The organism is Paracoccus sp. PARArs4 (assembly GCF_947311865.1).
Lineage (GTDB): Bacteria > Pseudomonadota > Alphaproteobacteria > Rhodobacterales > Rhodobacteraceae > Paracoccus > Paracoccus zeaxanthinifaciens.
On record NZ_CAMZMW010000007.1, the window covers coordinates 149,598 to 175,688 of the forward strand.

Below are 26,091 nucleotides of genomic sequence, written 5' to 3' on the forward strand. Positions count from 1 at the left end.
TCGCCTCAGCCCGCTTCGCGGATCCGTTCCTCGACCACCTCGAACGGGACCGAGGGTTCGTCCTTGGCACCGCGGATCACCAGCGAGGTCTTGACGCTTGCGACATTCGGCGCCGCCGTCAGCTTTTCCGTCAGGAAGCGCTGGAAGGTCGACAGGTCCGGCGAGACGCATTTCAGGATGAAGTCGATCTCGCCGTTCAGCATGTGACATTCGCGGACCAGCGGCCAGTTCTGGACGCAGGCCTCGAAGGCCGAGAGGTCGCGTTCGGATTGCTGGGCCAGGCGGACCATCGCGAAGACCTGCACCTCGAATCCCAGTTCGCGCGCGTCGATATCCGCGTGATAGCCGCGGATATAGCCCAGCTCTTCCAGCGCGCGGACGCGGCGCAGGCAGGGAGGGGCGGAAATGCCGACGCGGCGCGCCAGTTCGACATTGGTCATTCGGCCGTCGGCCTGTAGTTCGGCCAGGATCTTGCGGTCGATGTCGTCCAGTTTGGCGCCGGCCATGCTGCTCTTTCTTGTATTCAATTCAGGCGTTGCCGGAAACTACAATGGGCAGCCGGTCCGCGCAACATTCTTTCTGAAAATGCGGCAGGTCCGGGATGCGTTGCAGTTACGCTCCGGAGGGACTACCTCATGCACAAAGCGGGAATGAGGCGCAAGATGACCGAACGCAGCCATGTGAAAGTTTTGATCGTCGGATCGGGTCCGGCAGGCTATACCGCCGCCGTCTATGCATCGCGCGCGATGCTGGAGCCGATGCTGATCCAGGGGATGCAGCCCGGCGGGCAGCTGACGATCACCACCGAAGTCGAGAACTGGCCCGGCGAGACCGAGATCCAGGGCCCCGAGCTGATGGTGAAGATGGAAGAGCACGCCCGCGCGATGGGTGCCGAAATCGTGACCGACCTGGTGACCGAACTGGACCTGCAGAAGCGTCCCTTCACGGCGACCTGCGACAGCGGCCGCGTCGTGACCGCCGATGCGGTCATCCTTGCGACCGGCGCGCAGGCCCGCTGGCTGGGCCTTCCCTCCGAGGAGAAGTTTAAGGGCTTCGGCGTCAGCGCCTGCGCGACCTGCGACGGCTTCTTCTATCGCAACCGCGAGGTGCTGGTGATCGGCGGCGGTAACACCGCCGTCGAGGAGGCGCTGTTCCTGACCAAGTTCGCCAGCAAGGTGACGCTTGTCCATCGCCGCGACAGCCTGCGTGCCGAGAAGATCCTGCAGGACCGCCTGTTCAAGAACCCCAAGGTCGAGGTGATCTGGGACCACGAGCTGACCGAGGTGCATGGCGCCGAGGATCCTATGGGCGTCAACGCCGCCACGCTGACCTCGACCAAGGACGGATCGACGCGCGAGGTCGCGGCGGATGGCGTCTTCGTGGCGATCGGCCACGCGCCGTCGTCGGAACTGGTGGCCGACCAGCTGGAGCTGCACAATGGCGGCTATGTCCAGGTCGAGCCTGGCACGACCCGCACCTCGATCCCCGGCGTCTTCGCCGCGGGCGACCTGACGGATCACGTCTATCGCCAGGCCGTGACCAGCGCCGGGATGGGCTGCATGGCCGCCCTGGATGCCGAGCATTTCCTGGCCGCGCAGGGCGAGGTCGAGGTTGCCCCCGAGAACCTGGTGGCCGAGATAAGCTGACCAGTCCAGGGGGCCGGAACAATGGGGCAGGGCGTTCGCGTCCTGCCCTTTTTCATGGCGTCTTGTGCCCCATCGGCATCAGGGCGCCAAGAATCCGCCAAGGCGTTTTCCCAGACTTGAATATCGGTTTTCCGACGGCTATGGGACGAATGCGTTGCGTGGTCATCCGGTGGCCGCGCGGCTTCGTATTCATCCGCAACCACCCGAGCCCGAGATATGACGCATCCCAACCAGACCCCGATCCCCGAGCTCTATGTCTCGGCTGACGCCGCCGCCGCCCTCAAGGACGAAGCCGGCAACATGCCCAGCTGGGACCTGACCCCGCGCCAGATCTGCGATCTGGAACTGCTGATGAACGGCGGCTTCAACCCGCTTAAGGGTTTCCTGACCGAGGCCGATTACGACGGCGTCGTCAGCGACATGCGCCTGACCTCGGGTGAGCTGTGGCCGATGCCGATCACGCTGGATGTCAGCGAGAAGTTCGCCGAGGGCGTCGCGCCCGGCACCGACATCGCGCTGCGCGACCAGGAAGGCGTGATCCTGGCGATCATGTCGCTGACCGACAAATGGGTCCCGAACAAGGCGCTGGAAGCCGAGAAGGTCTTTGGTGCGGATGATCTGGCACACCCGGCCGTCAACTACCTGCACAACGTCGCGGGCCCGGTCTATCTGGGCGGCCCGATCAAGGGTCTGCAGGCGCCGACGCATTACGATTTCCGCGCCCGCCGCAACACGCCGAACGAACTGCGCGCGCAGTTCAAGAAGCTGGGCTGGCAGCGCGTCGTGGTCTTCCAGACCCGCAACCCGCTGCACCGTGCGCACCAGGAACTGACCTTCCGCGCAGCCAAGGAAGCCCAGGCCAACCTGATGATCCACCCGGTCGTCGGCATGACCAAGCCGGGCGACGTGGACCACTTCACCCGCGTCCGCTGCTACGAGGCGGTGCTGGACAAGTACCCGCAGGCCACCACCACGCTGTCGCTGCTGAACCTTGCGATGCGCATGGCCGGCCCGCGCGAGGCCGTCTGGCACGGCCTGATCCGCCGCAACCACGGCGCGACGCACTTCATCGTCGGTCGCGACCACGCAGGCCCCGGCAAGAACAGCGCCGGCGACGATTTCTACGGCCCCTATGACGCGCAGGACCTGTATCGCAAGCACCAGGACGAGATCGGCGTCGAGATGGTCGACTTCAAGCACATGGTCTATGTGCAGGAGCGCGCCCAGTACGAGCCCGCCGACGAGATCGAGGAAGGCGTGACCGTCCTCAACATCAGCGGCACCGAGCTGCGCCGCCGTCTGCGCGAAGGCCTGGACATCCCGGAATGGTTCAGCTTCCCCGAGGTCGTGAAGCAGCTGCGCCGCACCTCGCCTCCGCGTGCCCAGCAGGGCTTCACGGTGTTCTTCACCGGCCTGTCGGGTTCGGGCAAGTCGACCGTCGCCAACGCGCTGATGGTCAAGCTGATGGAGATGGGCGGTCGTCCCGTGTCGCTGCTGGACGGTGACGTGGTGCGCAAGCACCTGTCGTCGGAACTGGGCTTCTCGAAGGAGCACCGCGACATCAACATCAAGCGCATCGGCTATGTCGCGTCCGAGATCACGAAGAACGGCGGCATCGCGATCTGCGCGCCGATCGCCCCCTATACCGCGACCCGCCGCGCCGTGCGCGAGATGGTCGAGGCCGGCGGCGCCTTCGTCGAGATCCACATCTCGACCCCGCTGGAGGAATGCGAGCGTCGTGACCGCAAGGGGCTCTACAAGCTTGCCCGCGAAGGCAAGATCAAGGAGTTCACCGGCATCTCGGATCCCTACGAGGAACCGCAGAACCCCGAGCTGGTCGTCGACACGACCGATATCGACGTCGACGGCGCAGCGCATCAGGTGCTGCTGAAGCTGGAAGGCATGGGCCTGATCGGCCTGTCGTGATCCACGCGTGACCAAGAAAGGGGCCCCGGCAATCGCCGGGGCCTTTTTCGTCGCGGGGGAACCCTTCCGCGCGGGGCGGGTTGCCCACGCTCATCCACGGAACCGAGGCGCATGACGACCGAAACGCAGACCACGCCGAACCCATGGGCCGCCACCGTGCTGCTGCTGATGGGCAATTTCATGAACCTGATCGATGTCAGCATCGTGAATGTCGCGCTGCCCTCGATCCGCGACAGCCTGCAGGCGTCCGAAACGCAGATCGAGTGGATCTCGGCGGCCTATGTGCTGACCTTCGCGGTCGGGCTGCTGCCCTGCGGGCGCTTCGGCGACAAGCTGGGTCGCAGGCGGCTCTTCCTGTCGGGCGTGTCGCTGTTCACGCTGGCATCGGCGTTCTGCGGGCTTGCCCCGAATGTCGAGGTTCTGATCGCATCGCGCGCCCTGCAGGGGATAGGCGGGGCGATGATGGTGCCGCAGGTCATGGCGATCATGCATGTCATCTTCCGCCCCGAGGAAAAGGCCCGGGCCTTCGCGCTGGCGGGCGTCATCATCAGTCTCGGCGCGGTGACGGGACCGCTTCTTGGCGGCGTGCTGATCACCTTCGACATGGGCGGGCTGGACTGGCGGCCGATCTTCCTGGTGAACCTGCCGTTCGGCATCGTCGTCGTGCTGGCCGGGATGCGCCTGATCCCGCGCCTGAACCCGGATCGCACCATGCGCATCGACTGGCCGGGCGTTCTGCTGTTCGGTCTGACGATCACGCTGGTCGTGCTGCCCGTGATCGAGGGGCCGCTGCTGGGCTGGCCCGCCTGGTCCATCGCAGCCCTCGTCTCGGCGCTGCCGGTGGGGGCGCTGTTCCTGCGCCGCCAGATCGGGCTGGAGCGTCGGGGCCAGGCGCAACTGCTGCCGGTGTCGCTGCTGCATGATCGCGGGTTCCTGTCGGGCATCAGCATCGTGATGCTGCATTTCTCGGCAATTCCGGGCATGTTCCTGGTCTTCGCGATCTATCTGCAGACCGGGTTCGGGTTCACGCCGCTGGAATCCGGACTGGCCACCGCTCCGTTCCCGCTTGGGGTGATGACCGGCAGCTGGATCACGGGGCGCTTCGGGACGAAGGGCATCCCGTGGCGCATCGCCACCGGGGCCGCCATCCTTCTGTGCGGGATGACCTGGTTCCGCATGATGACCGGCCAGCCGCCCGAGGGGTTGCAGATCTGGACCTTCGCGCCGCCTCTGGCCGTCAACGGGCTGGGGATGGGGCTTGCGATCTCTCCTCTGTTCCAGCTGGTCCTGCGCGATGTTCCGGGCCGCATCGCAGGTGCCGCGACGGGGACGATGCAGGCGCTTCAGCAGGTCGGCGCGGCAATCGGCATCGCGATCATCTCGGGGCTGTTCTTCGTCAGGCTGCAGGCGCAGGGCTATTCCGAGGCGATGCACCACGCGCTCGGCTATCAGATCGTGGTGTTCGCGGCGATCCTGACGATCCTGGGGCTGCGGGCCATCGCCCTTCGCGGACGCCGGACATGAGCTGGCGTTCCTCGCTGGAGGTCTGCGATATCGAAACGGGTCGGACGCATGTCGTGCTGCGCAGCGACCGCCTGATCGAGGCACCGAACTGGCATCCCGACGGCTGGTTCCTGGTGAATGGCGAGGGTCGTCTGTGGCGCGCCGACGCCAATGGTCTGACCGCCATCGAGACAGGCAGCGCCGAGCGGTGCAACAACGATCATGGCTTTCTGCCCGATGGACGGATCGTCTTCTCGGCCCATGACGGGACGGGAGCAGGGATGCATGTGTTCGGCCCTGACGGGCTGACGACGCTGCCCCAGCCGCGGCCCAGCTGGTGGCACGGTGCGCATGGGCAGCATCTTGCATATGCCTGCGTCCGGGGCGGCGATCGCGTCGTCCGGATCGCGGTGCATGATGGCAAAACCGAAACGGTGCTGACGGACTGGGCGGGACATCACGACGGGCCCGATTTCTCAGCCTGCGGAAACTGGATCTGGTTCAATTCGGACGCCACGGGGCATGCGCAGATCTGGCGGATGCGCCTCGACGGAACCGACGCCGCCCCCGTGTTCCGGGACGAGCGGGTGAACTGGTTCCCCCATCCCTCGCCCTGCGGAGGGCACGTGATCTACCTGTCCTATCCTCCGGGAACCCTGGGGCACCCGAGGGACCTGGACGTGTCCATCTGGCGGATGGCACCGGACGGATCGGGCAGGCGCAAGCTGTTCGACCTGTTCGGCGGGCAGGGCAGCATCAACGTGCCCTGCTGGTCGCCCGACGGACGCGCATTCGCCTTCATGCGATACGCGCCCGAAACGGATCAGTGAACGCTGACCGGGCTCAGCTCGTTCTGGCGGGCCAGCGTGAAGGCCATGCGGCGGTCCGAAACCAGCGCCAGCCTTTCGCCATCGGTGTCGTGGACCGCGTACATGGTCGCGACATCGCCGATCTGTTCCCGGACATCGTCCGGCAGCGTTTCGGGCGCGACTTCGCGCACATAGACGGTCTGCTTCGTATCGCCGAAATCATATTCGTGGTTCATCGTGACCCCCTTACTTGCGGCTGATCGGAATGTTCTGGACGACCTGCTCGGGCTGGACGCGCTTCAGGTCCACGTTCAGCAGCCCGTTCTCCATCGCGGCGCCGACGACCTCGACCCCGTCCGCCAGGACGAAGCTGCGCTGAAACGCGCGCGAGGCGATGCCACGGTGCAGGAAGACGCGTTCGCCGTCGCTTTCGGGCATGCGACCGCGAATGACCAGCTGCCGATCCTCGGTCGTGACCGACAGGTCGTCATCGGCGAAACCGGCCACGGCCAGCGTGATGCGGAAGCCGTCCGGCGCGATATGTTCGATATTGTAGGGCGGATAGCCCTCGGCCCCCTTGGCGGCGCGTTCCGCCATGCGTTCCAGCTGGTCGAAGCCCAGCAGATAGGGATGCGAGCCCAGTGAGATCTTGGTCATGTCAGCCCTTCGAAGGTTAAGCGACTGGTCGTCCGGGGTCCCGAAGCGGCAACCCCTTCAGGTTTCAATATGTGTGCAGGAACCCATCCGCGCAAGTCCGCGCTGTTTCTTCCGCAGATCGTGCAAGAACTGTTAACAGGCGGGCGGCAAAGCGGTATGATCGGGCGGAACAGCATCCAGCAAGCCCCGAGACGCCCGATGAACATGCAGCACTCCATGAACCACGAAGAGATCGTCCGCGCCCGCCTTGCGGCGCTGCGCTTCGAACATCGGGATCTGGACGAGGCGATCTCGGCGCTGCAGGGGCAGGGGACGGCGAACACGCTGACGCTTCAGCGGCTGAAGAAGCAGAAGCTGGTGCTGAAGGACCGCATCGCGCGGCTGGAAGACGAACTGACCCCCGACATCATCGCCTGATTGCGGGCAGGGGCCTCACGCGCTATGGCGTGCACAGGCTAACGCACGGGGAAATGGCGATGGATACACCGGTCGGAATTATCATGGGCAGCCAGTCGGACTGGTCGACGATGCGCGAGGCCGCGGCCATCCTGGACGAGCTTGCGATCCCCTACGAGACGAAGATCGTCAGCGCCCATCGCACCCCCGACCGGCTGTGGGATTACGGCAAGACCGCCGTCGCGCGCGGCCTTCGGGTCATCATCGCGGGCGCAGGCGGCGCGGCGCATCTGCCGGGCATGATGGCCAGCAAGACGCGCGTGCCGGTGATCGGCGTGCCGGTCCAGACGCGCGCGCTGTCGGGCGTAGATTCGCTCTATTCCATCCTTCAGATGCCGAAGGGCTTTCCGGTTGCCACGATGGCGATCGGGTCGGCGGGTGCCGCGAATGCGGGCCTGATGGCGGCGGGGATCCTTGCCGTGTCCGACGCCGATCTTGCCGCGCGGCTGGATGCCTGGCGCGACGCGCTGTCGGCCTCGATCCCCGAGGAGCCTTCCGATGACTGAGATCCGCACCATCGGCATCCTCGGCGGCGGCCAGCTGGGTCGCATGCTGTCGGTCGCGGCCAGCCGCCTGGGGCTTCGCTGCCACATCTACGAACCCGGCCACAGCATCGCGGGCGATGTCGCGTGGCAAGTGACGCAGGCCCCCTACGAGGACGAGGCCGCGCTGCGGGCATTCGCGGAATCCGTGGATGTCATCACCTATGAATTCGAGAACGTGCCCACCTCGGCGCTGGACCTGCTGGAAAGCCTGCGCCCGATCCGGCCCAACCGGCGCGCGCTTGCCGTGTCGCAGGATCGCCTGACCGAGAAGACCTTCCTGCAGCAGATCGGCCTGCGCACCGCGCCCTTCGCCAATGTCGAGGATGAAGGCGAACTTGCCGCCGCGATCGACCGGATCGGTCGCCCCTCGATCCTGAAGACCCGGCGCATGGGGTACGACGGCAAGGGGCAGGTGCGGATCGGTGACGGTCCCGCCGAATGGACCGGCGCACCGTCGGTCCTGGAAGGCTTCGTCGATTTCAGCGCCGAGATCAGCGTGATCATCGCGCGCGGCGCGGACGGGCAGGTCGCGGCCTTCGATCCGGGCCTGAACGTCCACGAGGGCGGCATCCTGCGCACGACCACCATCCCCTGCGGCCAACCGGCCAGCGTGACGACCGATGCGGTCCTGATGGCCGCGCAGATCGCGAATGCGCTGGATTACGTCGGGGTCCTGGGGGTCGAGCTGTTCGTGACCCCCGACGGGCTGATCGTCAACGAGATCGCGCCGAGGGTCCACAATTCCGGCCATTGGACGCAGGCGGGATGCGCCGTCGATCAGTTCGAGCAGCATATCCGCGCCGTCGCGGGGCTGCCGCTTGGCGATGGCAAGCGCCATGCCGACGTGGTGATGGAGAACCTGATCGGCGACGATCTGGACCGCGTGCCGGCGCTGCTGGCCGAACCGAAGGTGCAGCTGCATCTCTATGGCAAGGGCGATCCGCGTCCGGGCCGCAAGATGGGGCATGCCAACCGGATCACGCAATGACCCAAGCCCGGCCCCGTATCGCGGTTCGCGCCGCGATCCTGCACGAGGGCCGGGTCCTGATGGTCAACGCCTATCCGGGTGAGAGGTCCGACCTGTGGTGCCTGCCCGGCGGCGGGGTCGAACGTGGCCAGTCCCTGACCGAGAACCTTGCGCGCGAGATCCACGAGGAAACCGGCCTGCGGGTCGTCATCGGTCCGCCCTTCCTCGTGAACGAATTCCACGATCCCGCCAGCGGCTTTCACCAGATAGAGCTGCATTTCCGCGCCGTCCTGTCGGGCGGCGCGGATGTCGTTCTGGACGATCCCGAAGGTGTGGTGAACCGTTTCCGGTGGGTCGATCGGGATGAACTGTCGGGCCTGCGCTACAAGCCCGACAGCCTGATCGATCTGATCTGGGACAGCACCGCCGCCCATTACGACCCGCTGGAGCGGATCGTAGGCTGAGTTACTCTGCCGCGACCTTCTTCGCGGTTTCCGAACCGGGCTTCATCGCGAAACCGCGCTCCAGCTGGTCGAAGGGCGCGACCGGGTAATCGCCCGAAAAGCACGCATCGCAATATTGCGGACATTTCGCGTTCCGGCCCTCTGCCTCGCCCACGGCGCGATAGAGCCCGTCGAGCGAGACGAAGGACAGGCTGTCCACGCCGATCCAGTCGCGCATCTCCTCGGGGGACATGTTCGCGGCCAGAAGCTTCTCGCGGTCGGGGGTGTCGACGCCATAGAAGCAGGGCCATGCGGTGGGGGGCGAAGCGATGCGGAAATGCACCTCGGCCGCCCCGGCATCCAGGATCATGTCCTTGATCTTGCGGCTGGTGGTGCCGCGCACGACGCTGTCATCGACCAGCACGACGCGCTTGCCCGCGATCAGCGCGCGGTTCACGTTCAGCTTCAGGCGGACGCCCATGTTGCGGATCTGGTCCGTCGGCTCGATGAAGGTCCGGCCCATATACTGGTTGCGGATGATCCCCATTCCATAGGGAATGCCCGATTCCTGCGCAAAGCCGATGGCCGCGGGCGTGCCGCTGTCGGGGACGGGGCAGACCAGGTCGGCCTCGATCGGGGCTTCGCGCGCCAGTTCCACGCCGATCTGGCGGCGGGTCTCATAGACCGAGCGACCGCCGATGATCGAATCGGGACGCGAGAAATAGACATGCTCGAAGATGCAGAAACGCCCGGTCGAGGGACCGAAGGGACGAGAGCTTTCGACCTCGCCCTTCGAGATGACGACCATCTCGCCGGGGTCGATCTCGCGGACGAACTCGGCGCCGATGATGTCCAGCGCACAGGTTTCGGATGCCAGGACATAGCCGTCCTCGCCCACGCGGCCCAGCACCAGCGGGCGCACGCCCAGGGGGTCGCGCACGCCGATCAGCTTGGTGCGGGTCATGGCGATGACGCTGAACGCGCCCTCGACCCGGCGCAGGGCGTCCTTCATCCGTTCGGGGATGTTGCGCTGGATCGAACGCGCCATCAGGTGGATGATGCATTCGCTGTCGCTGCTGGACTGGAAGATGCTGCCGCGTTCGATCAGTTCGCGGCGCAGGGCGGCGGCGTTCGTGATGTTGCCGTTATGCGCGATGGCGCAACCGCCCATCGAGAATTCGCCGAAGAAGGGCTGCACGTCGCGGATCGCGGTCGCGGCCTTGGTCCCGGCGGTCGAGTAGCGCACATGCCCGATGCCAAGCTGGCCGGGCAGGGTCTCCATCACGTCGGGCTTCGTGAAGTTGTCGCGGACATAGCCGAAGCGATGCGCGCTGTTGAAACCGTATTCCGGGTGGAAGGCCACGATTCCGCCCGCTTCCTGCCCGCGATGCTGAAGAGCATGCAGGCCGAGCGCGACGAAGTTCGAGGCATCGGCGACACCTATCGCCCCGAAGATCCCACATTCTTCATGCAGGCGATCGGAATCGAAGGGATGGGCCAGAAAGGGTTGCATCGGCACGTCCTGATGGCTGGGGGCTGTCGCGGGTGGTGTAGTGCCATCATCCCATAAAGTCACGCCCCCGCCGAGAGGCGAGGGCGTTTTTTCGTCATCTTTCCGTCGCAACCCGTGCAGGCTGCCGAAAAATCAGTTCGATGCGGGTGCCGTGGCGGCAGGTGCGGGCGCGTCGGCGGTGCAGGCGCGGACCATCTGCTCATAGCGGGTGACGATCCAGCCGGGCGCATCCTCGGGCAGTTGCTCGTCCATCGAACCGCGCATGCGCTCGAACACCTGGGCCGAGCGGCTCTCCTCGACGATGGCCAGTTCCTGGCTGGTCATCACGCGGTCGTGGATGATGAAGGCGATCGCCACCAGCAGGATGCCGCGCGCCACGCCGAACAGGAAGCCCATGCCCTGATCCACCCCGCCAAGCGCCGAACGCTGCACGACCGAGGAAAAGAGCGGCGTGATGATCGAGAAGACCACCAGCGCCAGCGCGAAGACCACGGCGAAGCCCGCGATGGTCGCCAGCTCGCAGCTGTCGCCCATGAAGCGGTCCAGGACCGGGATCTGGGCGATCATCGGGCGCACGGCGGGCGCGAACAGGAACGCCAGGATGGCCGCGGCGATCCAGCCGAGGATCGCCAGCGATTCGCGCACGAAGCCGCGCGACCACGCCAGGATCGCCGAAAGGATGATGACGCCGGCCACCACCGCGTCGATGATCGTGAAACCGTCCATATTAACTGTCCTCGCGCCGGTTGTTCATCTTGTTGCAGGCGGTTCAGCCGGCGCCGAAGACCTCGCCCACGAAGCCGGTCAGGTCCGCGATCCTTCGGAAACCCATCCCGCCACGTTCGTTGTCGTTACCCTCGACCTTCGTGGCGTCGGGCAAAATCGCTTGTGTGAAACCAAGTTTCTGCGCTTCTTTCAACCGATTTTCGGCCTGAGCGACGGGACGTAGCGCGCCCGACAGGCTGATTTCGCCGAAAAGCACCGCATCGGCGGGCAGGGCGCTGTCCTCGCGCGCGGACAGAAGGGCCGCCGCGATGGCCAGGTCGGCCGCCGGTTCGACGACCTTCATCCCCCCGGCAACGTTCAGGAAAACATCGAGACCCGCGAAGGGAATCCCGCAGCGCGCCTCGAGAACGGCAAGGATCGTGCTGACCCGCCCGCTGTCCAGCCCGACGACCGTTCGGCGGGGACTTGCCAGTGTCGAGGGGGCGACCAGCGCCTGCACCTCGGTCAGGACGGGGCGCGTGCCCTCGATCCCCGCGAAGACGGCGCTGCCCGCGACGGGTTGGCCGCGTTCGGACAGGAACAGCGCCGAGGGGTTCGTGACCTCGGCCAGGCCCGAGCCGGTCATCTCGAAGACGCCGATCTCGCCGGCGGGGCCGAAGCGGTTCTTGACGCTGCGCAGGATGCGGAACTGGTGCCCGCGCTCTCCCTCGAAGTAAAGGACGGTATCGACCATGTGCTCGACCACGCGGGGGCCTGCGATCTGGCCTTCCTTGGTCACGTGGCCGACAAGGATCACGGCCACGCCGCGCCGCTTGGCGAATGTCACCAGTTCATGCGCGGACGCCCGCACCTGCGAGACGCTGCCCGGCGCGGCCTCGACCGTGTCCGACCACAGCGTCTGGATCGAATCGATCACCGCGACATCGGGGCGCTCGGCGTCCAGCGTCGTCAGGATGTCGCGCAGGTTCGTCTCGGCGCCCAGTCGCATCGGTGCCTCGGCCAGGCCCAGCCGGTGGGCGCGCATGCGGACCTGCGCGCTGGCTTCCTCGCCCGAGATGTAGATCGCGTGCTTGCCCGCATTCGAGAACGCGGCCGCCGCCTGCAGCAGCAGGGTCGATTTGCCGATGCCGGGATCGCCGCCGACCAGCAGGGCGGATCCGGGTACCAGCCCGCCGCCAAGCACCCGGTCCAGCTCCGCGATGCCCGCGTTGATGCGCGGGGGCGGGGCCTCGTGCGCCTGCAGGTTCGACAGCGGGATCGCACGGCCCTTGACCGCGCCCAGGCCGCGCCCCGGTCCCTGCGACAGGGGGGCCTCTTCGACGATGGTGTTCCATTGGCCGCAGGCGTCGCAGCGTCCGGCCCATTTCTTGTGGGTCGCGCCGCAGGCAGTGCAGGTGAAGACGGTGGTAGGTTTCGGCATTCCGCGTTTGTGGCACCGCCGCGCGGGTGCCGCAAGACGGCAACTCACGCCAATGTCGGCTTGATATTCGCCCGCCCTGCGGTCAGGGTCCGCCGAAGTTTAAGGAACGGGCGGAAGCGATGGCCGGAACGGGACCCTTCTCACGCTATGAATTCATGATCGCGTGGCGTTACCTGCGCGCAAGACGCGCCGAGGGCGGCGTCAGCGTCATGACATGGATCAGCCTGATCGGCATCGCGCTTGGCGTGATGGCGCTGATCGCGACGCTGGCCGTGCGGGCGGGTTTCCGCGCCGAATTCGTGGACACGATCCTGGGCGCGAATGCCCATACCTCGGTCTACATGGTCCCCAACCGGATCGAGAACGAGATCACCGGCGAGACCTATGTCAGCGCGGGCCGGATCCAGGATTACGCCGAAATGGCCGCCCGCCTGGCCGAGGTGCCGGGGGTCGAGCGGACGGCCGCCGTGGTCAAGGGGCAGGTGATGGCCAGCGCCAACGACGCCTCGAACGTGGCCGAGGTGTTCGGCATCTCGGACGGGGACCTGGCCGCCATTCCCAGCATCGCCGACCCCGAAACCTCGCAGGGGGATATCGCCCGCTTCGGCGATGGCGTGGCGATCGGCGCGGGCATCGCGCGCGAGCTTGCGCTGGATGTGGGCGACCGCATCCGGCTGATCGCCCCCGAGGGCGCGCGCACCGCATTCGGCACGACGCCGCGCGTGAAGGCCTACGAGGTGACCTATATCTTCAGCGCGGGCCGATACGACATCGACCGGACGCGCATCTACATGCCGCTGGCCGAGGCCCAGAGCTATTTCAACCGCGAGGGCGTCGCCGACGAGATCGAGGTCTTCGTCGCCGACCCCGAGAAGGTCGACGACCTGACCGTCCCGCTGCTGCAGGCCGCAGGTGTCGGCGCGCAGGTCTGGAGCTGGCGCGACGCCTCGGGCAGTTTCCTGTCCGCGCTGGACATGGAGGATGACGTGATGTTCGTCATCCTGTCGGTGCTCGTGCTGATTGCGTCGATGAACATCACCAGCGGCCTGATCATGCTGGTCAAGAACAAGGGCCGCGACATCGGCATCCTGCGCACCATGGGCCTGACCGAGGGGTCGGTGCTGCGGGTCTTCTTCCTGTGCGGAGCCTTCACCGGCGTCATCGGCACGCTTGCGGGCGTCGTTCTGGGCGTCGCGCTGGCGCTGAACGTCGAGAACATCATGGCGCTGCTGAACACGCTGACGAATGGCGGCGCGTGGCAGCCCGAGGTGCGCGGCATCTATCGCCTGCCCGCCGAATTGCGGGCATGGGATCTTGCCCGCGCGGTGGGTCTGTCGCTGGCGCTGTCCTTCGTCGTCACGATCTTTCCCGCGCGCCGTGCCGCGCGCATGAACCCGGTGGAGGCCCTGCGCTATGAATGACGTGTTGCGGCTGGAGGGGATCGGCAAGACCTATAACGCGGACGGCCCCGCGCCGGTCGAGGTGCTGTCGGCGCTGGACCTGCATGTCGCCCGCGCCGAGGTCGTGGCCCTTGTCGCGCCCTCGGGTGCGGGCAAGTCCACGCTGCTGCATATCGCGGGGCTGCTGGACACGCCCGATCGCGGCAAGGTCTGGCTGGACGGGCGCGACATGACGGGCCTGCCCGACCGCGCCCGGACCGAGGCCCGCCGCCGTCAGCTGGGCTTCGTCTACCAGTTCCACCACCTGCTGCCCGAATTCAGCGCGGCCGAGAACATCGTCCTGCCGCAGCTGGCCGATGGCGTGTCGGCCAAGAAGGCGCAGGCGCGCGCGGCTGATCTGCTGTCGCGGGTGGGGCTGTCGCATCGAGCGGACCACCGTCCCGCGCAGCTTTCGGGCGGGGAACAGCAGCGGGTGGCCTTCTGCCGCGCGCTTGCCAATGCGCCCGCGCTGCTGCTGGCGGACGAACCTACGGGCAACCTCGATCCCGAAACCTCGGACAAGGTGTTCGGCGTGCTGATGGACCTGGTGCGGGAAACGGGGCTGTCGGCGTTGATCGCGACCCACAACCACGAGCTTGCGGGCCGCATGGACAGGCTGGTGAACCTCGGCTGAGGTTCACCGCAGGGGCGCGGATCAGTCCAGCCGGACGCGCGGCTGGTCCGAACGTTCGCCCACGCGCCCGATGGCCGTCGCATCCGCGAAGCCGTGACGGGCGAAGACGGCCAGAACCTCGTCGGCGGCCTCGGGGGCGCAGGCGACCATCAGGCCGCCGCTGGTCTGCGGGTCGGTCAGCAGCGCGCGATCCGCATCCGCGAAGCCGTCCGGCAGGACCACGCCGCTGCCATAGCTGTCCCAGTTCCGCCCCGAAGCGCCGGTGACGTTGCCCGCCGCGATCAGCGCGTCGATGCCCGGCAGGCGCGGAACGGCGGGCCAGTTCAGATGGATATCGCAGCCCGACCCGCGCGCCATCTCCAGCGTGTGGCCGCCAAGGCCGAAGCCGGTCACGTCGGTCATTGCATGGACGCCGGGCAGGGCGGCCAGATCCGGTCCGGGGCGGTTCAGCCTGGTCGTGACCTCGATCATGCGGGCGTAATCGTCCTCGCCCAGCAGGCCCTTCTTCAGCGCGGCGGACATGAAGCCCACGCCAAGCGGCTTGCCCAGGATCACGACATCGCCCGGACGCGCGGCGGCGTTCTTGGCGATCCGGTCGGGATGCACGATCCCAAGCGCCACGAGGCCATAGATCGGCTCGACCGAATCGATGGTGTGGCCGCCCGCGATGGGAATGCCCGCCTCGCGGCAGATGGATGCGCCGCCATCGAGGACCCGCCCGATCGTGTCATGCGAGATCGCGTTGATCGGCATGCCCACCACCGCCAGCGCGAAGATCGGCGTCGCGCCCATGGCATAGACGTCGCTGATCGCGTTCGTCGCCGCGATGCGGCCGAAATCATGCGGATCGTCCACGACCGGCATGAAGAAGTCGGTCGTCGCCACCAGCGCCTGCTGATCGTTCAGCCTGTAGACCGCGGCATCGTCCGAGGTCTCGATCCCAACCAGCAATTCCGGGGGCACGGGCAGGGCGGCACTGCCCCGCAGCAGGCCCGACAGGACCCCCGGCGCGATCTTGCACCCGCAGCCGCCGCCATGGGCAAGCGAGGTCAGGCGCGGTTCGGAAAGGGTGGTGTCAGGCATGATGCTCTCCGGTGGTTTCGGGCGGAACATAGTCGCTGATCGTGGGCTGTTCCAGCGGGCCACGCTCTATCTGCTTGCAGGGACGGTTCGTGGCGACTAGAACGGCGCAAATTCTCAGGCCGCCGGGTCCGGTGGCCCTTCTTGCTATGAGGACGATGATGCAGGTCAAGGAAACCCAGAACGAAGGTCTGAAGCGGGGCTATCAGTTCACCCTGCCCGCCGCCGAGCTGGCCGAGACGGTCGACGCCAAGCTGAAAGAGGCACAGCCCGAAGTCGAGATGAAGGGCTTCCGCAAAGGCAAGGTCCCGATGGCCATGCTGAAGAAGCAGTTCGGCCAGCGCGTGCTGGGCGATGCGATGCAGGAAGCCGTCGACGGCGCGCTGCGCAAGCATCTCGAGGAATCGGGCGACCGTCCCGCGACCCAGCCCGCGGTCGAGATGGAGAACGGCGAGACCTGGAAAGAGGGCGACGACGTCGTCGTCAACGTCTCGTATGAAAAACTGCCCGAGATCCCCGAGATCGACCTGTCGGGTCTGAAGCTCGAGCGTCTCAAGGTCGAGGCCGAGGACGCCGCGATCACCGAAGCGCTGGAGAACCTGGCCAAGTCGGCGCAGAACTTCGAAGACCGCCGCAAGGGCAGCAAGGCCAAGGACGGCGACCAGGTCGTCATCGACTTCAAGGGCTTCGTCGACGGCGAAGCGTTCGAAGGCGGCGAGGCCGAGGACTATCCGCTGGTCCTGGGTTCCAACAGCTTCATCCCCGGCTTCGAGGACCAGCTGGTCGGCGCGAAGGCCGATGAGGACGTCACCGTCACCGTCAAGTTCCCCGAGGAATACGGCGCTGCGCACCTGGCCGGCAAGGAAGCCACCTTCGAGTGCAAGGTGAAGGCCGTGAAGGCGCCCAAGGAAGCCGAGATCGACGACGAGCTGGCCAAGAAGTTCGGCGCCGAGGACCTGGACGGTCTGAAGAAGCAGATCTCCGAGCGTCTGGAAGCCGAGTATGCCGGTGCCTCGCGCGCCGTCATGAAGCGCGGCCTGCTGGACCAGCTGGACGAGCAGGTGAAGTTCGACCTGCCGCAGTCGCTGGTCGACGCCGAAGCTGCACAGATCGCGCACCAGCTGTGGCACGAGGAGAACCCCGAGGTTCACGATCACAACCACGGCAGCATCGAGCCGACCGACGAGCACAAGAAGCTGGCCGAGCGCCGCGTGCGCCTGGGTCTGCTGCTGGCCGAGATCGGCCAGAACGCCGAAGTGACCGTGACCGACCAGGAAATGACGCAGGCCGTGATGCAGGCCGCCCGTCAGTATCCGGGCCAGGAACGCGCCTTCTTCGAGTTCATCCAGCAGAACCAGCAGGCCCAGCAGCAGCTGCGCGCGCCGATCTTCGAGGACAAGGTTGTCGATCACATCGCCGAGAAGGCCGAAGTGACCGAGAAGACCATCTCGAAGGACGAGCTGGAGAAGGCTGTCGAGAAACTCGACGAGCTGTGATCCTGCCGCAAGGCGAATGATCGGGGCCGCATCCTTCGGGGTGCGGCCTCTTTTCGTTTCCGCGCTTGAGAAGCAGGCGCGGCGCGACTAGATGCGTTGGCATGAGCGGTTCTCTCAATCTGATGAAGCTGTGCGTCGGCGCGGAAGGCCCCGACGACCTTGCCGCGTGGCAGGCGCAGCGTTTCGGCGATGGCAATGCGCGCCACGTGACGCGCATGTGGCCCAAGCGCGAGGCCGAGCTGCTGGATGGCGGCTCGATCTTCTGGGTGTTCAAGGGGGTCATGCTGGCCCGCCAGCGCATCCTTGACCTGCAGCGGGTCGAGGGCGAGGACGGCCTGCAGCGCTGCGGGATCGTGCTGGATCGCAAGCTGGTGCGCGTCTCGGCGGTGCCGCGCCGCCCGTTCCAGGGCTGGCGCTATCTTGCCGGTGCCGACGCGCCGCAGGATCTGCCCGAGGGCCGCGAGGTCGAGGAACCGCTGCCCCCTGCCATCGCCGCCGCGCTGGCCGAGATGGGCTTGCGCTAAAGGCCGCTTGACGATGGCGCGGCCATGGGATACGCGATCAGCCAAGGCGGGTGTAGCTCAATGGTAGAGCAGAAGCTTCCCAAGCTTACGACGAGGGTTCGATTCCCTTCACCCGCTCCAATATCTTCACTAATACTATGTTATTTCAACGGCTTGGGCCTCGATGTGTCCCACGCCGGAACTGTCCGTGGGACACTTCACCAATCCAGCGCCTCGAGCGCGGCCATCGCGTCGCGCGCCATGCGCCATCTTTCGACGCCCTTGGTATAGATTTCGGACGTCTTTGCCTGAGTGTGCCTGTGCACCGTCATAATCTGGTATTGGGAGCATCCCTCTTGGGCCAGCAGGTGACCCGCGGCCTTGCGGATCCCGTGAGACGAGCGATCGGCCAAGCCTGCTTCCCGGCACCAGCGACGGAACATCTGGCCCAGCGAATCTGGCGTTGCGAAGGGCTTGCCCTTGCTGTTCAGCAGGTAGGTCTCGCCCGCGATCTTGATCGACCTGGTCGCGCGATAGAGCGGGGGAAGCATGGGGATCGCGACCTCGGCGGAGCCGCGCTTGACGGGCTGCCATCGAAGCGCTCGAACACCCTCGATCGTCGTCTCGTGCTGCCGGCCCAGCCTGATAGCATCCGAGATCCTGCATGCAGTGAACATGAACAGCGTCAGCGTCAAATGGGCAGCGCTCCCCGGCGGGTGCTTCTGGCGATACTTGCGAAGATCGTCGGGCGACTAGGGTTTCGCGCCGCCCCTGCCGCGATCAATACGCGCAATGCCTATGGCCGGATTTACCGCGCACAGCCGCCGCTCTGTCGCCCAGCGATAGATAACCCGGGTGCCCTCGATGACGCTGTCCGCCCAAGCTGGAGTCTCAATCATATCGTCGCGCAGCTCGACCAGCTTTGCCTGCGGGATCTCCATTGCATAGTCAGCGTATCGCTCAGTAAGAACCTTGCCGACCGACCGCCGCTTTTTGAGCGTCAGGGGCGACATGGCGCCTGCCTCGACGGCGGCTTCCATCGCGGTCAGATGCTTGGCTACAAGCCAGCCAACAGAACCCCGGATGGCGCGCTCCTCGGCTGATGCCTCGGGATCGAGCCGGACACCTGCCCTGGCGGCGTGGTAGATCTCGACGAATTGCGGATGATTTGGGGTGACCGAAAGCGGGATGCGCTTCTTCTTGTCGCCCTCGACGCGCACGCGATATCGGAGCGCGCCGGACGGCAGGCGTTCCTGCAGCAGGCCTGGATAGGCGATCTTCATGTTTGTCAGTTCCACGGGATGGGTGTCCGTCCATCGTGGGGCCTGTCGCTCTTGGCGGCAACGTCCTTCGTTTCAGGGAGGATTCGGACGGTGCCCGCTTCGGTCACGATCTCTACTACGGATCTGGGATCCTCGGCCCGGGCCGCGCGGATGAAGCGGCGCGCTTGGGCTTCGGTCATTACGGCACGTTTTCCCATGTCAGCCCTCGGCTTCCGTCTTGAGTTCCGGTCCGGCTGCCTGCAGGTGCCCGCAATTCGCTGATACGATAGCCTCGGCCAAGGGCGGGCAAACGCTGTTGCCGCAGCAGCTGACCTGCACATCCTTAGCGAAGGGCCGCCAGGTCGGGCTGTCGGTGTCGAGGCCGTCCCAGACCCCTTCGATGACGTAATCCGCCGGGAAGCCTTGGGCGCGGAACAGTTCGCGTGGGGTCAGCATCCGCATGCCGATGTCGATCACGACATAGCTCGCGCTGCCGATCGTCAGGGTGACGAACTCGCCCCCGTCCCAGGCATCGTGGGCGCGGAGGAACTCTGCAACAGCGCGGGCCCGGGCGTGATGCTCGGGCGCGAAGGGCGGGGCGGCCAGCTCGGCCTGCATGTGGCTCATGCGGTCCTTGACCGTGACGGTGTGGCAGGGCTCGTCGGTCCGTGCGCCATCGCCGGTGCCGTAGTATTTTGCGAACCATGCTGCGACCGGGGTCTGATGACTGCCCGAGGCGGCGACGGTCGACAGTGGATCCTGCGCGTCATGCCCGGCATGGGCCTCCATGCGTGGCCCGCCGTTCTGCTGCGCCAGGAACGCAGCCACAGGCGCGTGTTTCGCCCCGCCCGCGACCACAGTGCCGAGAGGCGCGGTCACGTCCAGCGCGCGTGGCTGCTGGCCTGAGCGCTCGCCATAGCCGGTCTGAACCATGGTCGCGGCGATCAGGCTGTTCTGGTCCTTCTTGCTGGCGCAGATCGTGTGATGCGGGTCGGTCGCCGCCCGGTTGCCACCGCCCTGCTGGGCATAGGTCAACACAGGCGCGACCAGGGCATGTTGGATGCCGCCGACGGTGACGGTGCCCATCGGATCGGCCAGCGGGTATTCCCGCCGCCCGCCGCTCTCGCCATGGGCGATGCTGGCCAGATTGGGGGCGACCGTGCCCAGGGGCGCCGCGCCGCCGGGCTTCTTGATCCAGCTGTTCGCCGTGACCGTGGCCATCGGATCGCGCAGATCCGCGCCGCCGGTGGATCGTTCACGCCAGCTACCGACAATTCGCCGCGGGACGGAGGGCGAGGCCGTGCGCCATGCGCAGGATCTGCTCCTCATCGTGTCCGACGGGATCTTCGGTCGTCGGACAGATCTGGCAACCCGAGGTTTTCAACGCCGCGTGGGTCTTATGCCCGACGGCATCATCGGGCCCAAGACATGGGCCGCACTCAGCGAAAGGAAATGAACATGCAACTTGCAAAACAGCTGTCGGCCATGCCGACGAACAAGCTTCTTACCGGGGGTGGTGTCGCTGCGGTCGTATCGGCCGCCTGGGCCGAAGTCATGCCCTCGATGGCCCCGGCGCTGGCCGGGCCGGCGGTCGGCGCGCTGGTGGGCGCCCTGGCGGCTTATGCCGTCGCGTACTGGGTGCCGGATCGCGTGAACTTGCCGCGATAGTCTATCTACCGAAAGGGGTGGTTTGGCTATCGAAGGCCCTGAAAAGATGACCGTGATGATAGGCAGGACTTAAGTGAAGGCACCTAGCATTGTGTTCAGCCTCGGAGCTAGTTGTTTGAGCTCCGCGGCCAATTGAACGCACCAAGTCCTAAACCCCGGGTAAAACCCGGGGTTCTTCAAAATTCTGGAATCTTTCAATTAACGTTATCTTCGAGCCACGTCTTCATCTGCTCGATCTCACCGGCCTGCGCCGCGATGACCTCTTCGGCAAGTTCGATCATTTCGGGGTCGTCGCCATATTTCAGAAGAACCTGCGCCATGTCGATGGCGCCTTGATGGTGGGCGATCATGGCACAGGCGAACGCAACGTCCGGGTCCTCCTGCATTATACCCTCCTCCATGGCCGGCATCGTCACCATCATCCTGCGCATGTTCTCCTGAATATGGGCGGCGATCTCTGAACTGCCGTCTTTCTCGTCGTCCATAGCATGCCCATCATGTGAGCCGTGGCCCATCGGGGCATGATCCATCTCTGATGCTGCAGCTGGCAACGTGCATTGCTCCGGCAGCTGGAACAGCTCATCCTGCGCGAAGGCAGGGACAGAATATGCCGCGAAGGTTACTCCGACAGAGAGTAGGGCATGGGCGAACTTCATTCGAGCATTCCTTGTTTGTTGTATTGCTGAAATTAAGACATTTGTCAGGCTGCGAACCACAACCCAAGCATCCACAGGCCCATTCCGGCCATGATGAGGTTCTCGCTAAGGGAAATGGCCCCGAGCGGGACATTCGATCCGCCGCCGACACAGGCGCATTTGAGATCACGCTTTTCGATATAGACGGCCTTGATCACGCTGATCGCTCCGATCGTGCCGATGAATATGCCGACCGGCGCGACAAGCCAGACAAGGGGGCTGACGCGTCCGATCAACGCGATCATTCCGACCCCGGCGTAAAGCTCTAGATACGGATAGGCATAGCCGTAAGGCACATACCGCCGCGCAAGTAGATCATAGCCCAGAAAACCGTTCACGAAGCCTTCGACATCCTGCAGCTTCTGGATCGCCAGCGCGACCATCGAGGTAGCGAAGAACCACATCAGGAAATGCTGGATCGAAAAGCCGCCATGGACATTCAGCGCAATGGCCAGGGACATGAGAGCGGTCGAACCGAAGATCGCGATGACGGGGGTATAGGTCTTTTCATCCTTGCCAAGGACTCGATAGCCGAAATGCTTCTTCAGTTCAGTATAGCCCCCGATCTGCTGACCACCGATGAAGGTGATAGGCGTTGTCTCGACGCCGTGGGCCGTCTTGAATGCGTCCACTTCGTCCCGCGTGGTCAACAGGTTGTCATCGACGCGGTATCCCCTCCGCTCCAGCATGGATTTGGACTTGAGACCGAAGGGGCAGAGATGTCCGGGCATGGCCATCCGGTAGAGCGAAGCGGACTTCTCTCCGGCTTGGCTCTTGGCGCGGGCGGCATCGGGTCCGTCGATCGTAGCTGTAGCAGTCATGAAGGAATCTCCTGACGGTAAGGGCCTTGGTTGGTGTACTGGGGATTGCGCGGGGTGCCGGCCGGGGCGTCACCATGCGCCTCGATGTCCTCGATGTAGAGCTTCATCTCCTCGATCTCGGCACGCTGCGCCTCGATGATGGCATCAGCCAAGGAGCGCACGCGCGGGTCCGAGATGTCGGCGCGCGAACTGGTCAGGATCGCGATGGAATGATGGGGGATCATCGCTTTCATCCAGGCCAGATCGCCTACGGTGGCCTGCGACCGTACCAGCCCGAGGCCAAGAGCAAATGCGATGGCCCCACCGGCGAAGATCGCAATGTTCGCTTTGCGGTTGGCATACATGCCCAGCATGAAGGCAAGCATGATGACTGTCATCGCGCCGCCCATGTAGAGCGCCATCCACCTCCGCGTCTGCGAGAAGAAGACATGATCCAGCGCATAGGTGTTCAGGTACATCAGCCCGAACATCACCACCGTGGACGTTGCGATCATCGCCATGAAGCGGCCATAGCCGCCTTTGGCCATTCCGTAAGAACCAGTATGCTTTTCCCGTGAGTTCATCTTAAGACTGTCCTGTTCGGAGACTACCGGGCTCACATCTAGATACCCATATGGGGTATATAACACGAAAGCCGCCAACCGGTTCCAGACGGCACGGAGATGCATCGCATGAAAGTGAACAACGATAAGATCCTGCATCGGCTGTCGCGACTTGAAGGCCAGGTCAGGGGCGTGGCGGGAATGGTTGAAGCGGACCGATACTGCATGGACATTCTTGCGCAGACGGCAGCCATTCGGTCAGCCCTTCTGGCTGTGGAAAAGCTCATCCTCGAAAACCATGCTCATCATTGTGTCAAGGCAGCGATCGAAAGCGGCGATCCAATAGAGCAGCGCGCCAAGTTCGACGAGTTGATCAGCCTGCTTCAGAAAGCCTCAAAGTGATTTGTATCTAGGATTAAGATTTTTTGGCCCCTCGGATCGGAAGTACCTCCTGTGCCGCAGCGGATAATACAAGGCGTTGCGTTTGCGTCTGCTGCGTGATGCAGGTGCCAGAGGGGTTGACCGCCTTCATGCTAGACAGACGGATCTATAAGTGAAGATGGCAGAATGAGGGGCCTTGATGTGTAACCTCTACAAATATAGCAGCACCCAAGATGCGATGCGCCGCCTGTTTCCAGGCATATCCGACAAAGCGGGCAATCTGGCGCTTGGCAGTATCTATCCTGACCAATTGGCGCCGATAATTCGACACGGCAATAGCGGTCTTGAGCTTATCAAAGCCCGGTGGGGTATGCCGTCGCCTCCTTTCGTCCTGAAGACCAAGCGCGACCCCGGCGTTACTAACGTCCGCAATCTTTCATCGCCCCACTGGCGCCGCTGGCTAGGGCGCGCGAACCGCTGCTTGGTTCCGCTGACAAGCTTTGCCGAACCACGGGGTAAAGGGCAGGGGAACCAATGGTTCGCCGCGGGCGACGGCGCCCAGCTATTCTTTGCGGGGATCGAGCTGCGAGGCTGGCGATCGGTTCGAAAGGTGAAGGATGGTGAAACTAAGGACGACCTCTTTGCCTTTCTGACCTGCCCTCCGAATAGAGAGGTCGCGGCGGTCCATCCAAAAGCAATGCCTGTGATCCTGAGCACAGAAGCTGAATGGAGTGCGTGGTTAGAGGGGGCCCCAGCGACTGAACTGCAGCGCCCTTTACCGGATGGCGCATTGAAGAAAATTGACTCAGAGCTTTGAGGCATATTGAGACGATATGGCGCCTCGGAACTGCAGTTGGACTTCGCTCCATATATATTTGATTCTAATAGATTTCTTAAATTTTGGGTAACAGCTTTCGGCCTGTAGGCTGTGAGTGAGTATATACATTGGCTGCACCTTAAGTGGGTGCGTAAATGAGCACCGGCTAAGGGCGGAAGCGTGCGTTGTTATATGATAAATTATAATATTTTGAACAACTTGCTCAATTTTATGGACGTCTAACAGATAGAGTCTACCGCCGCAGTATTTATCTTGATAAGTAAAATTACTTTTCTAATTTTAACCGTAAGAGCATCCTAGATCTTGGCAGAATCGTCGATGTGAAGCGTCTGATTGAGATTGTGCGATCCTGGCAGAATGCCATGACCAGCTCAGATGCCTCGTCGCGATAACAGGGAGGGTCTGCGCATGCCGTATTACACTGCCTTACCGGATGGCCTTGTCACGCTGGACGTCAGCGGAGGGATTGTCGTCGACACTAACACGACATATTTTCTCAATGATTTCAGCGACAGCGACGAATTTGACGAGTACGACGTTCCCGGAAACCAGGGAGCCGGCGTTTCGGTGTCCCCCGGTGATCCGATCACGCTTGTCGACGATGATCCGTCGGATGCTGCCACGGATCCAACGCAGAACTCGCCGAGTGGGACATACTACGGGGATGTGACGCTCTCCACCGCAAGTATCGAGTTGCTTGGCATAACGGTAGAGGTGAACCCCATAAGCGGATCGCTGTTCCAAGCGGATGACGGCACTTTCTACATCGTCACCGATGATCCCATTCGTGAAGATGGTGCGGCATCACCGAGGCTCGGATTGACGGTCACCGTCCCGGCGATTCCGCCGTTGCCAGATACGGTTCTGGATATATCTCTCTCGGAGCTTGCTACCAACCCACTGACGGCCTCGATCGCTGGCTCGGTACAGACCGAGCTCGACACGGTTGTCGTTACGGTGGAGGCGGATGGCACTGGCTCGATCATCGTGGACGATTTCCTACCCTGCTTCGTGTCGGGAACACTTATCGAGGCGGCAGAGGGATGCCGTCCCGTTGAGGAACTCAGAACCGGGGACATGGTGCTGACCAAGGATCACGGGCTGATGCCGATTCGGTGGGTCGGCTCGCGGAAACTGACGAAAGGGGACCTTGTCCTGCTTCCCCACCTGCGTCCGATCAGAATATCGGCGGGTGCACTTGGACATGGCCAGCCCGAGCGCGATCTCCTTGTTTCTCCTCAGCACCGCATCCTTGTGCACTCGAAGATTGCGATCAACATGTTTGCCGCCTCGGAAGTCCTTGTCGCTGCCAAGCAACTGCTTCTCTCGGATGGCATCGACTATGCGGATGAGGTGGCCGAGGTCGAGTATTTCCACATCATCTTCGACGGGCACGAGATCGTCATGTCCAATGGTGCAGAGACGGAAAGTCTCTACACCGGGCCCGAGGCCCTCAAGTCCATGAGTGCATCCGCGCTCCGCGAGATCCTCGAGCTGTTCCCGGAGCTTGCCCATCAGGACCCGGCCTCGCCCCCTCCGGCTGCCCGGAGGTTGTTGTCAGGGCGCGAGGGCCGCAAACTGGCGCATCGGCACGCACAGAAGCATCGGCAACTGCTTGAGTTGCACTAGGGCAAGGCCCCATAGCCAATAGGCTACTTGCGAGGGCGATGGCTGACAGGAAGGCCTCCGGGCACCTGAAATAGCTCGTTGCCACTCGCAGCCAGCCTTGGGCAAACAGTCGCGGTCGTTGCCGGACAGCGCGAAGGCATTGGTCAAGTACTCGCGCTGTCAGGTATTCCCATGCGAAGCAATCGGAAACGTGGGACACCTTCGGCGTAACATGTTGATCTCATTGAGTCGTAATATTGGATGCATGGGACACTTATTCCTTGTAATCGTTCGGTAAATGCCTCATTTCAGCATCCCTTCACCCGCTCCAATATCTTCAATGAAACTATGTTGTTTCAACGGTTGGGCCTAGAAAGGCGTTATTGCAGAACCTGAGCCGGTGGGGATTCACAGCCGGGATCCAGCAAGTTAGTAAGGCGTCATGCCGAAGGCGACGCCAACCCGCTACCGCACCACGAACTGGTCCGCCTACAATGCCGCGCTGCGCAAGCG

Annotated in this window: 30 protein-coding genes and 1 tRNA gene; 18 read left to right on the top strand and 13 right to left on the bottom strand. The window is 64.2% G+C overall.

Annotated features, from left to right (window positions below):
• Window positions 1-5: 5 nt before the first annotated feature.
• Complete coding sequence (locus QMZ16_RS07955) at window positions 6-506, bottom strand: Lrp/AsnC family transcriptional regulator (protein WP_022707972.1); 501 nt, start codon at window positions 504-506, stop codon at window positions 6-8.
• Between the two features lie 144 nt (window positions 507-650).
• Between QMZ16_RS07955 and trxB the strand changes: the two genes are divergently transcribed.
• The 4 genes from trxB (at window position 651) to QMZ16_RS07975 (ending at window position 5,905) form a co-directional block, all read left to right on the top strand.
• Window positions 651-1,646 carry a thioredoxin-disulfide reductase gene (gene trxB, locus QMZ16_RS07960; RefSeq protein WP_282602833.1) on the top strand — a complete coding sequence of 332 codons (996 nt, stop codon included), beginning with the start codon at window positions 651-653 and terminating at the stop codon, window positions 1,644-1,646.
• A gap of 216 nt (window positions 1,647-1,862) precedes the next feature.
• Entirely contained in the window at window positions 1,863-3,572 is a 1,710-nt protein-coding gene (locus QMZ16_RS07965; protein WP_022707970.1) for a bifunctional sulfate adenylyltransferase/adenylylsulfate kinase, read from the top strand.
• Between the two features lie 111 nt (window positions 3,573-3,683).
• The gene (locus QMZ16_RS07970; protein WP_282602834.1) at window positions 3,684-5,096 is read left to right on the top strand and encodes an MFS transporter; all 1,413 of its coding nucleotides are present in this window, start codon (window positions 3,684-3,686) and stop codon (window positions 5,094-5,096) included.
• Complete coding sequence (locus tag QMZ16_RS07975) at window positions 5,093-5,905, top strand: hypothetical protein (protein ID WP_282602835.1); 813 nt, start codon at window positions 5,093-5,095, stop codon at window positions 5,903-5,905. Before QMZ16_RS07970 ends, QMZ16_RS07975 begins: the two co-directional genes overlap by 4 nt.
• On the opposite strand, the gene QMZ16_RS07980 is transcribed toward QMZ16_RS07975, so the two are convergent.
• Window positions 5,899-6,120, bottom strand: a complete 222-nt coding sequence (locus tag QMZ16_RS07980) for a DUF1150 family protein (protein WP_022707967.1) — start codon at window positions 6,118-6,120, stop codon at window positions 5,899-5,901. The two genes, QMZ16_RS07975 and QMZ16_RS07980, sit on opposite strands and share 7 nt — an antisense overlap.
• A 10-nt stretch (window positions 6,121-6,130) precedes the next feature.
• Window positions 6,131-6,541 carry an Hsp20 family protein gene (locus QMZ16_RS07985; protein WP_022707966.1) on the bottom strand — a complete coding sequence of 137 codons (411 nt, stop codon included), beginning with the start codon at window positions 6,539-6,541 and terminating at the stop codon, window positions 6,131-6,133.
• Between the two features lie 198 nt (window positions 6,542-6,739).
• On the opposite strand from QMZ16_RS07985, the gene QMZ16_RS07990 reads away from it, so the two are divergent.
• The 4 genes from QMZ16_RS07990 to QMZ16_RS08005 are packed head-to-tail and all read left to right on the top strand — an operon-like array spanning window position 6,740 to window position 8,973.
• Complete coding sequence (locus tag QMZ16_RS07990) at window positions 6,740-6,958, top strand: DUF465 domain-containing protein (RefSeq protein WP_022707965.1); 219 nt, start codon at window positions 6,740-6,742, stop codon at window positions 6,956-6,958.
• Between the two features lie 59 nt (window positions 6,959-7,017).
• Window positions 7,018-7,503: a 5-(carboxyamino)imidazole ribonucleotide mutase gene (purE, locus tag QMZ16_RS07995; RefSeq protein WP_028725927.1), complete on the top strand. Its 486-nt coding sequence runs from the start codon at window positions 7,018-7,020 to the stop codon at window positions 7,501-7,503.
• Window positions 7,496-8,530, top strand: a complete 1,035-nt coding sequence (locus tag QMZ16_RS08000; protein WP_282602836.1) for a 5-(carboxyamino)imidazole ribonucleotide synthase — start codon at window positions 7,496-7,498, stop codon at window positions 8,528-8,530. Before purE ends, QMZ16_RS08000 begins: the two co-directional genes overlap by 8 nt.
• Window positions 8,527-8,973, top strand: a complete 447-nt coding sequence (locus tag QMZ16_RS08005; protein ID WP_282602837.1) for an NUDIX hydrolase — start codon at window positions 8,527-8,529, stop codon at window positions 8,971-8,973. The genes QMZ16_RS08000 and QMZ16_RS08005 overlap by 4 nt, the downstream gene beginning before the upstream one ends.
• A 1-nt stretch (window position 8,974) precedes the next feature.
• Here the strand turns inward: QMZ16_RS08005 and purF are convergent, their stop codons facing one another.
• From purF to radA, 3 genes are all read right to left on the bottom strand, one after another.
• Window positions 8,975-10,465 (bottom strand): amidophosphoribosyltransferase, encoded by a 1,491-nt coding sequence (gene purF / locus QMZ16_RS08010; RefSeq protein ID WP_022707961.1) that lies wholly within the window; start codon window positions 10,463-10,465, stop codon window positions 8,975-8,977.
• Between the two features lie 132 nt (window positions 10,466-10,597).
• On the bottom strand, window positions 10,598-11,191 hold the full coding sequence (locus QMZ16_RS08015; protein ID WP_022707960.1) for a CvpA family protein: 594 nt from the start codon (window positions 11,189-11,191) through the stop codon (window positions 10,598-10,600).
• Window positions 11,192-11,234: 43 nt separating this feature from the next.
• Window positions 11,235-12,611 (bottom strand): DNA repair protein RadA, encoded by a 1,377-nt coding sequence (gene radA, locus QMZ16_RS08020; protein ID WP_282602838.1) that lies wholly within the window; start codon window positions 12,609-12,611, stop codon window positions 11,235-11,237.
• 119 nt (window positions 12,612-12,730) lie between these two features.
• Between radA and QMZ16_RS08025 the strand changes: the two genes are divergently transcribed.
• Window positions 12,731-14,032 carry a lipoprotein-releasing ABC transporter permease subunit gene (locus tag QMZ16_RS08025; protein ID WP_022707958.1) on the top strand — a complete coding sequence of 434 codons (1,302 nt, stop codon included), beginning with the start codon at window positions 12,731-12,733 and terminating at the stop codon, window positions 14,030-14,032.
• Window positions 14,025-14,684: an ABC transporter ATP-binding protein gene (locus QMZ16_RS08030; RefSeq protein WP_022707957.1), complete on the top strand. Its 660-nt coding sequence runs from the start codon at window positions 14,025-14,027 to the stop codon at window positions 14,682-14,684. The genes QMZ16_RS08025 and QMZ16_RS08030 overlap by 8 nt, the downstream gene beginning before the upstream one ends.
• Before the next feature lie 21 nt (window positions 14,685-14,705).
• Here QMZ16_RS08030 and selD read toward each other — a convergent pair whose 3' ends face one another.
• Window positions 14,706-15,767, bottom strand: a complete 1,062-nt coding sequence (gene selD, locus QMZ16_RS08035) for a selenide, water dikinase SelD (protein WP_282602839.1) — start codon at window positions 15,765-15,767, stop codon at window positions 14,706-14,708.
• A 158-nt stretch (window positions 15,768-15,925) separates the two neighbouring features.
• On the opposite strand from selD, the gene tig reads away from it, so the two are divergent.
• From tig to QMZ16_RS08050, 3 genes are all read left to right on the top strand, one after another.
• The gene (gene tig, locus QMZ16_RS08040) at window positions 15,926-17,260 is read left to right on the top strand and encodes a trigger factor (RefSeq protein WP_282602840.1); all 1,335 of its coding nucleotides are present in this window, start codon (window positions 15,926-15,928) and stop codon (window positions 17,258-17,260) included.
• Window positions 17,261-17,361: 101 nt separating this feature from the next.
• Window positions 17,362-17,784: a DUF1489 domain-containing protein gene (locus tag QMZ16_RS08045; RefSeq protein WP_282602841.1), complete on the top strand. Its 423-nt coding sequence runs from the start codon at window positions 17,362-17,364 to the stop codon at window positions 17,782-17,784.
• Between the two features lie 46 nt (window positions 17,785-17,830).
• A tRNA-Gly gene (locus tag QMZ16_RS08050) sits at window positions 17,831-17,904 on the top strand.
• 77 nt (window positions 17,905-17,981) lie between these two features.
• On the opposite strand, the gene QMZ16_RS08055 is transcribed toward QMZ16_RS08050, so the two are convergent.
• The 3 genes from QMZ16_RS08055 to QMZ16_RS08065 form a co-directional block, all read right to left on the bottom strand.
• Complete coding sequence (locus QMZ16_RS08055) at window positions 17,982-18,458, bottom strand: tyrosine-type recombinase/integrase (RefSeq protein ID WP_282602842.1); 477 nt, start codon at window positions 18,456-18,458, stop codon at window positions 17,982-17,984.
• 57 nt (window positions 18,459-18,515) lie between these two features.
• Window positions 18,516-19,046, bottom strand: a complete 531-nt coding sequence (locus QMZ16_RS08060; RefSeq protein ID WP_282602843.1) for a hypothetical protein — start codon at window positions 19,044-19,046, stop codon at window positions 18,516-18,518.
• A gap of 198 nt (window positions 19,047-19,244) precedes the next feature.
• Complete coding sequence (locus tag QMZ16_RS08065) at window positions 19,245-20,246, bottom strand: DNA cytosine methyltransferase (RefSeq protein ID WP_282602844.1); 1,002 nt, start codon at window positions 20,244-20,246, stop codon at window positions 19,245-19,247.
• On the opposite strand from QMZ16_RS08065, the gene QMZ16_RS08070 reads away from it, so the two are divergent.
• Both QMZ16_RS08070 and QMZ16_RS08075 read left to right on the top strand, forming a co-directional pair.
• Complete coding sequence (locus QMZ16_RS08070) at window positions 20,161-20,481, top strand: peptidoglycan-binding domain-containing protein (protein WP_282602845.1); 321 nt, start codon at window positions 20,161-20,163, stop codon at window positions 20,479-20,481. The genes QMZ16_RS08065 and QMZ16_RS08070 overlap by 86 nt on opposite strands.
• Window positions 20,482-20,483: 2 nt before the next feature.
• Window positions 20,484-20,693, top strand: a complete 210-nt coding sequence (locus tag QMZ16_RS08075) for a hypothetical protein (protein ID WP_282602846.1) — start codon at window positions 20,484-20,486, stop codon at window positions 20,691-20,693.
• Window positions 20,694-20,887: 194 nt separating this feature from the next.
• Here QMZ16_RS08075 and QMZ16_RS08080 read toward each other — a convergent pair whose 3' ends face one another.
• The 3 genes from QMZ16_RS08080 to QMZ16_RS08090 are packed head-to-tail and all read right to left on the bottom strand — an operon-like array spanning window position 20,888 to window position 22,772.
• A complete protein-coding gene (locus QMZ16_RS08080) occupies window positions 20,888-21,349 on the bottom strand; it encodes a DUF305 domain-containing protein (RefSeq protein ID WP_282602847.1) in 462 nt (153 codons plus the stop codon).
• 44 nt (window positions 21,350-21,393) lie between these two features.
• Window positions 21,394-22,209 carry a glutaredoxin gene (locus QMZ16_RS08085; RefSeq protein ID WP_348984657.1) on the bottom strand — a complete coding sequence of 272 codons (816 nt, stop codon included), beginning with the start codon at window positions 22,207-22,209 and terminating at the stop codon, window positions 21,394-21,396.
• On the bottom strand, window positions 22,206-22,772 hold the full coding sequence (locus QMZ16_RS08090; RefSeq protein ID WP_282602848.1) for a DUF305 domain-containing protein: 567 nt from the start codon (window positions 22,770-22,772) through the stop codon (window positions 22,206-22,208). The genes QMZ16_RS08085 and QMZ16_RS08090 overlap by 4 nt, the downstream gene beginning before the upstream one ends.
• A 108-nt stretch (window positions 22,773-22,880) precedes the next feature.
• Here QMZ16_RS08090 and QMZ16_RS08095 point away from each other — a divergent pair, with 108 nt between their 5' ends.
• The 3 genes from QMZ16_RS08095 to QMZ16_RS08105 all read left to right on the top strand — a co-directional run bounded on the left by QMZ16_RS08095 (window position 22,881) and on the right by QMZ16_RS08105 (window position 25,599).
• A complete protein-coding gene (locus QMZ16_RS08095; RefSeq protein WP_348984658.1) occupies window positions 22,881-23,153 on the top strand; it encodes a metal-sensitive transcriptional regulator in 273 nt (90 codons plus the stop codon).
• A gap of 178 nt (window positions 23,154-23,331) precedes the next feature.
• On the top strand, window positions 23,332-23,949 hold the full coding sequence (locus QMZ16_RS08100; RefSeq protein WP_282602855.1) for an SOS response-associated peptidase family protein: 618 nt from the start codon (window positions 23,332-23,334) through the stop codon (window positions 23,947-23,949).
• A 429-nt stretch (window positions 23,950-24,378) separates the two neighbouring features.
• The gene (locus QMZ16_RS08105; protein WP_282602850.1) at window positions 24,379-25,599 is read left to right on the top strand and encodes a Hint domain-containing protein; all 1,221 of its coding nucleotides are present in this window, start codon (window positions 24,379-24,381) and stop codon (window positions 25,597-25,599) included.
• Window positions 25,600-26,091 lie beyond the last annotated feature (492 nt).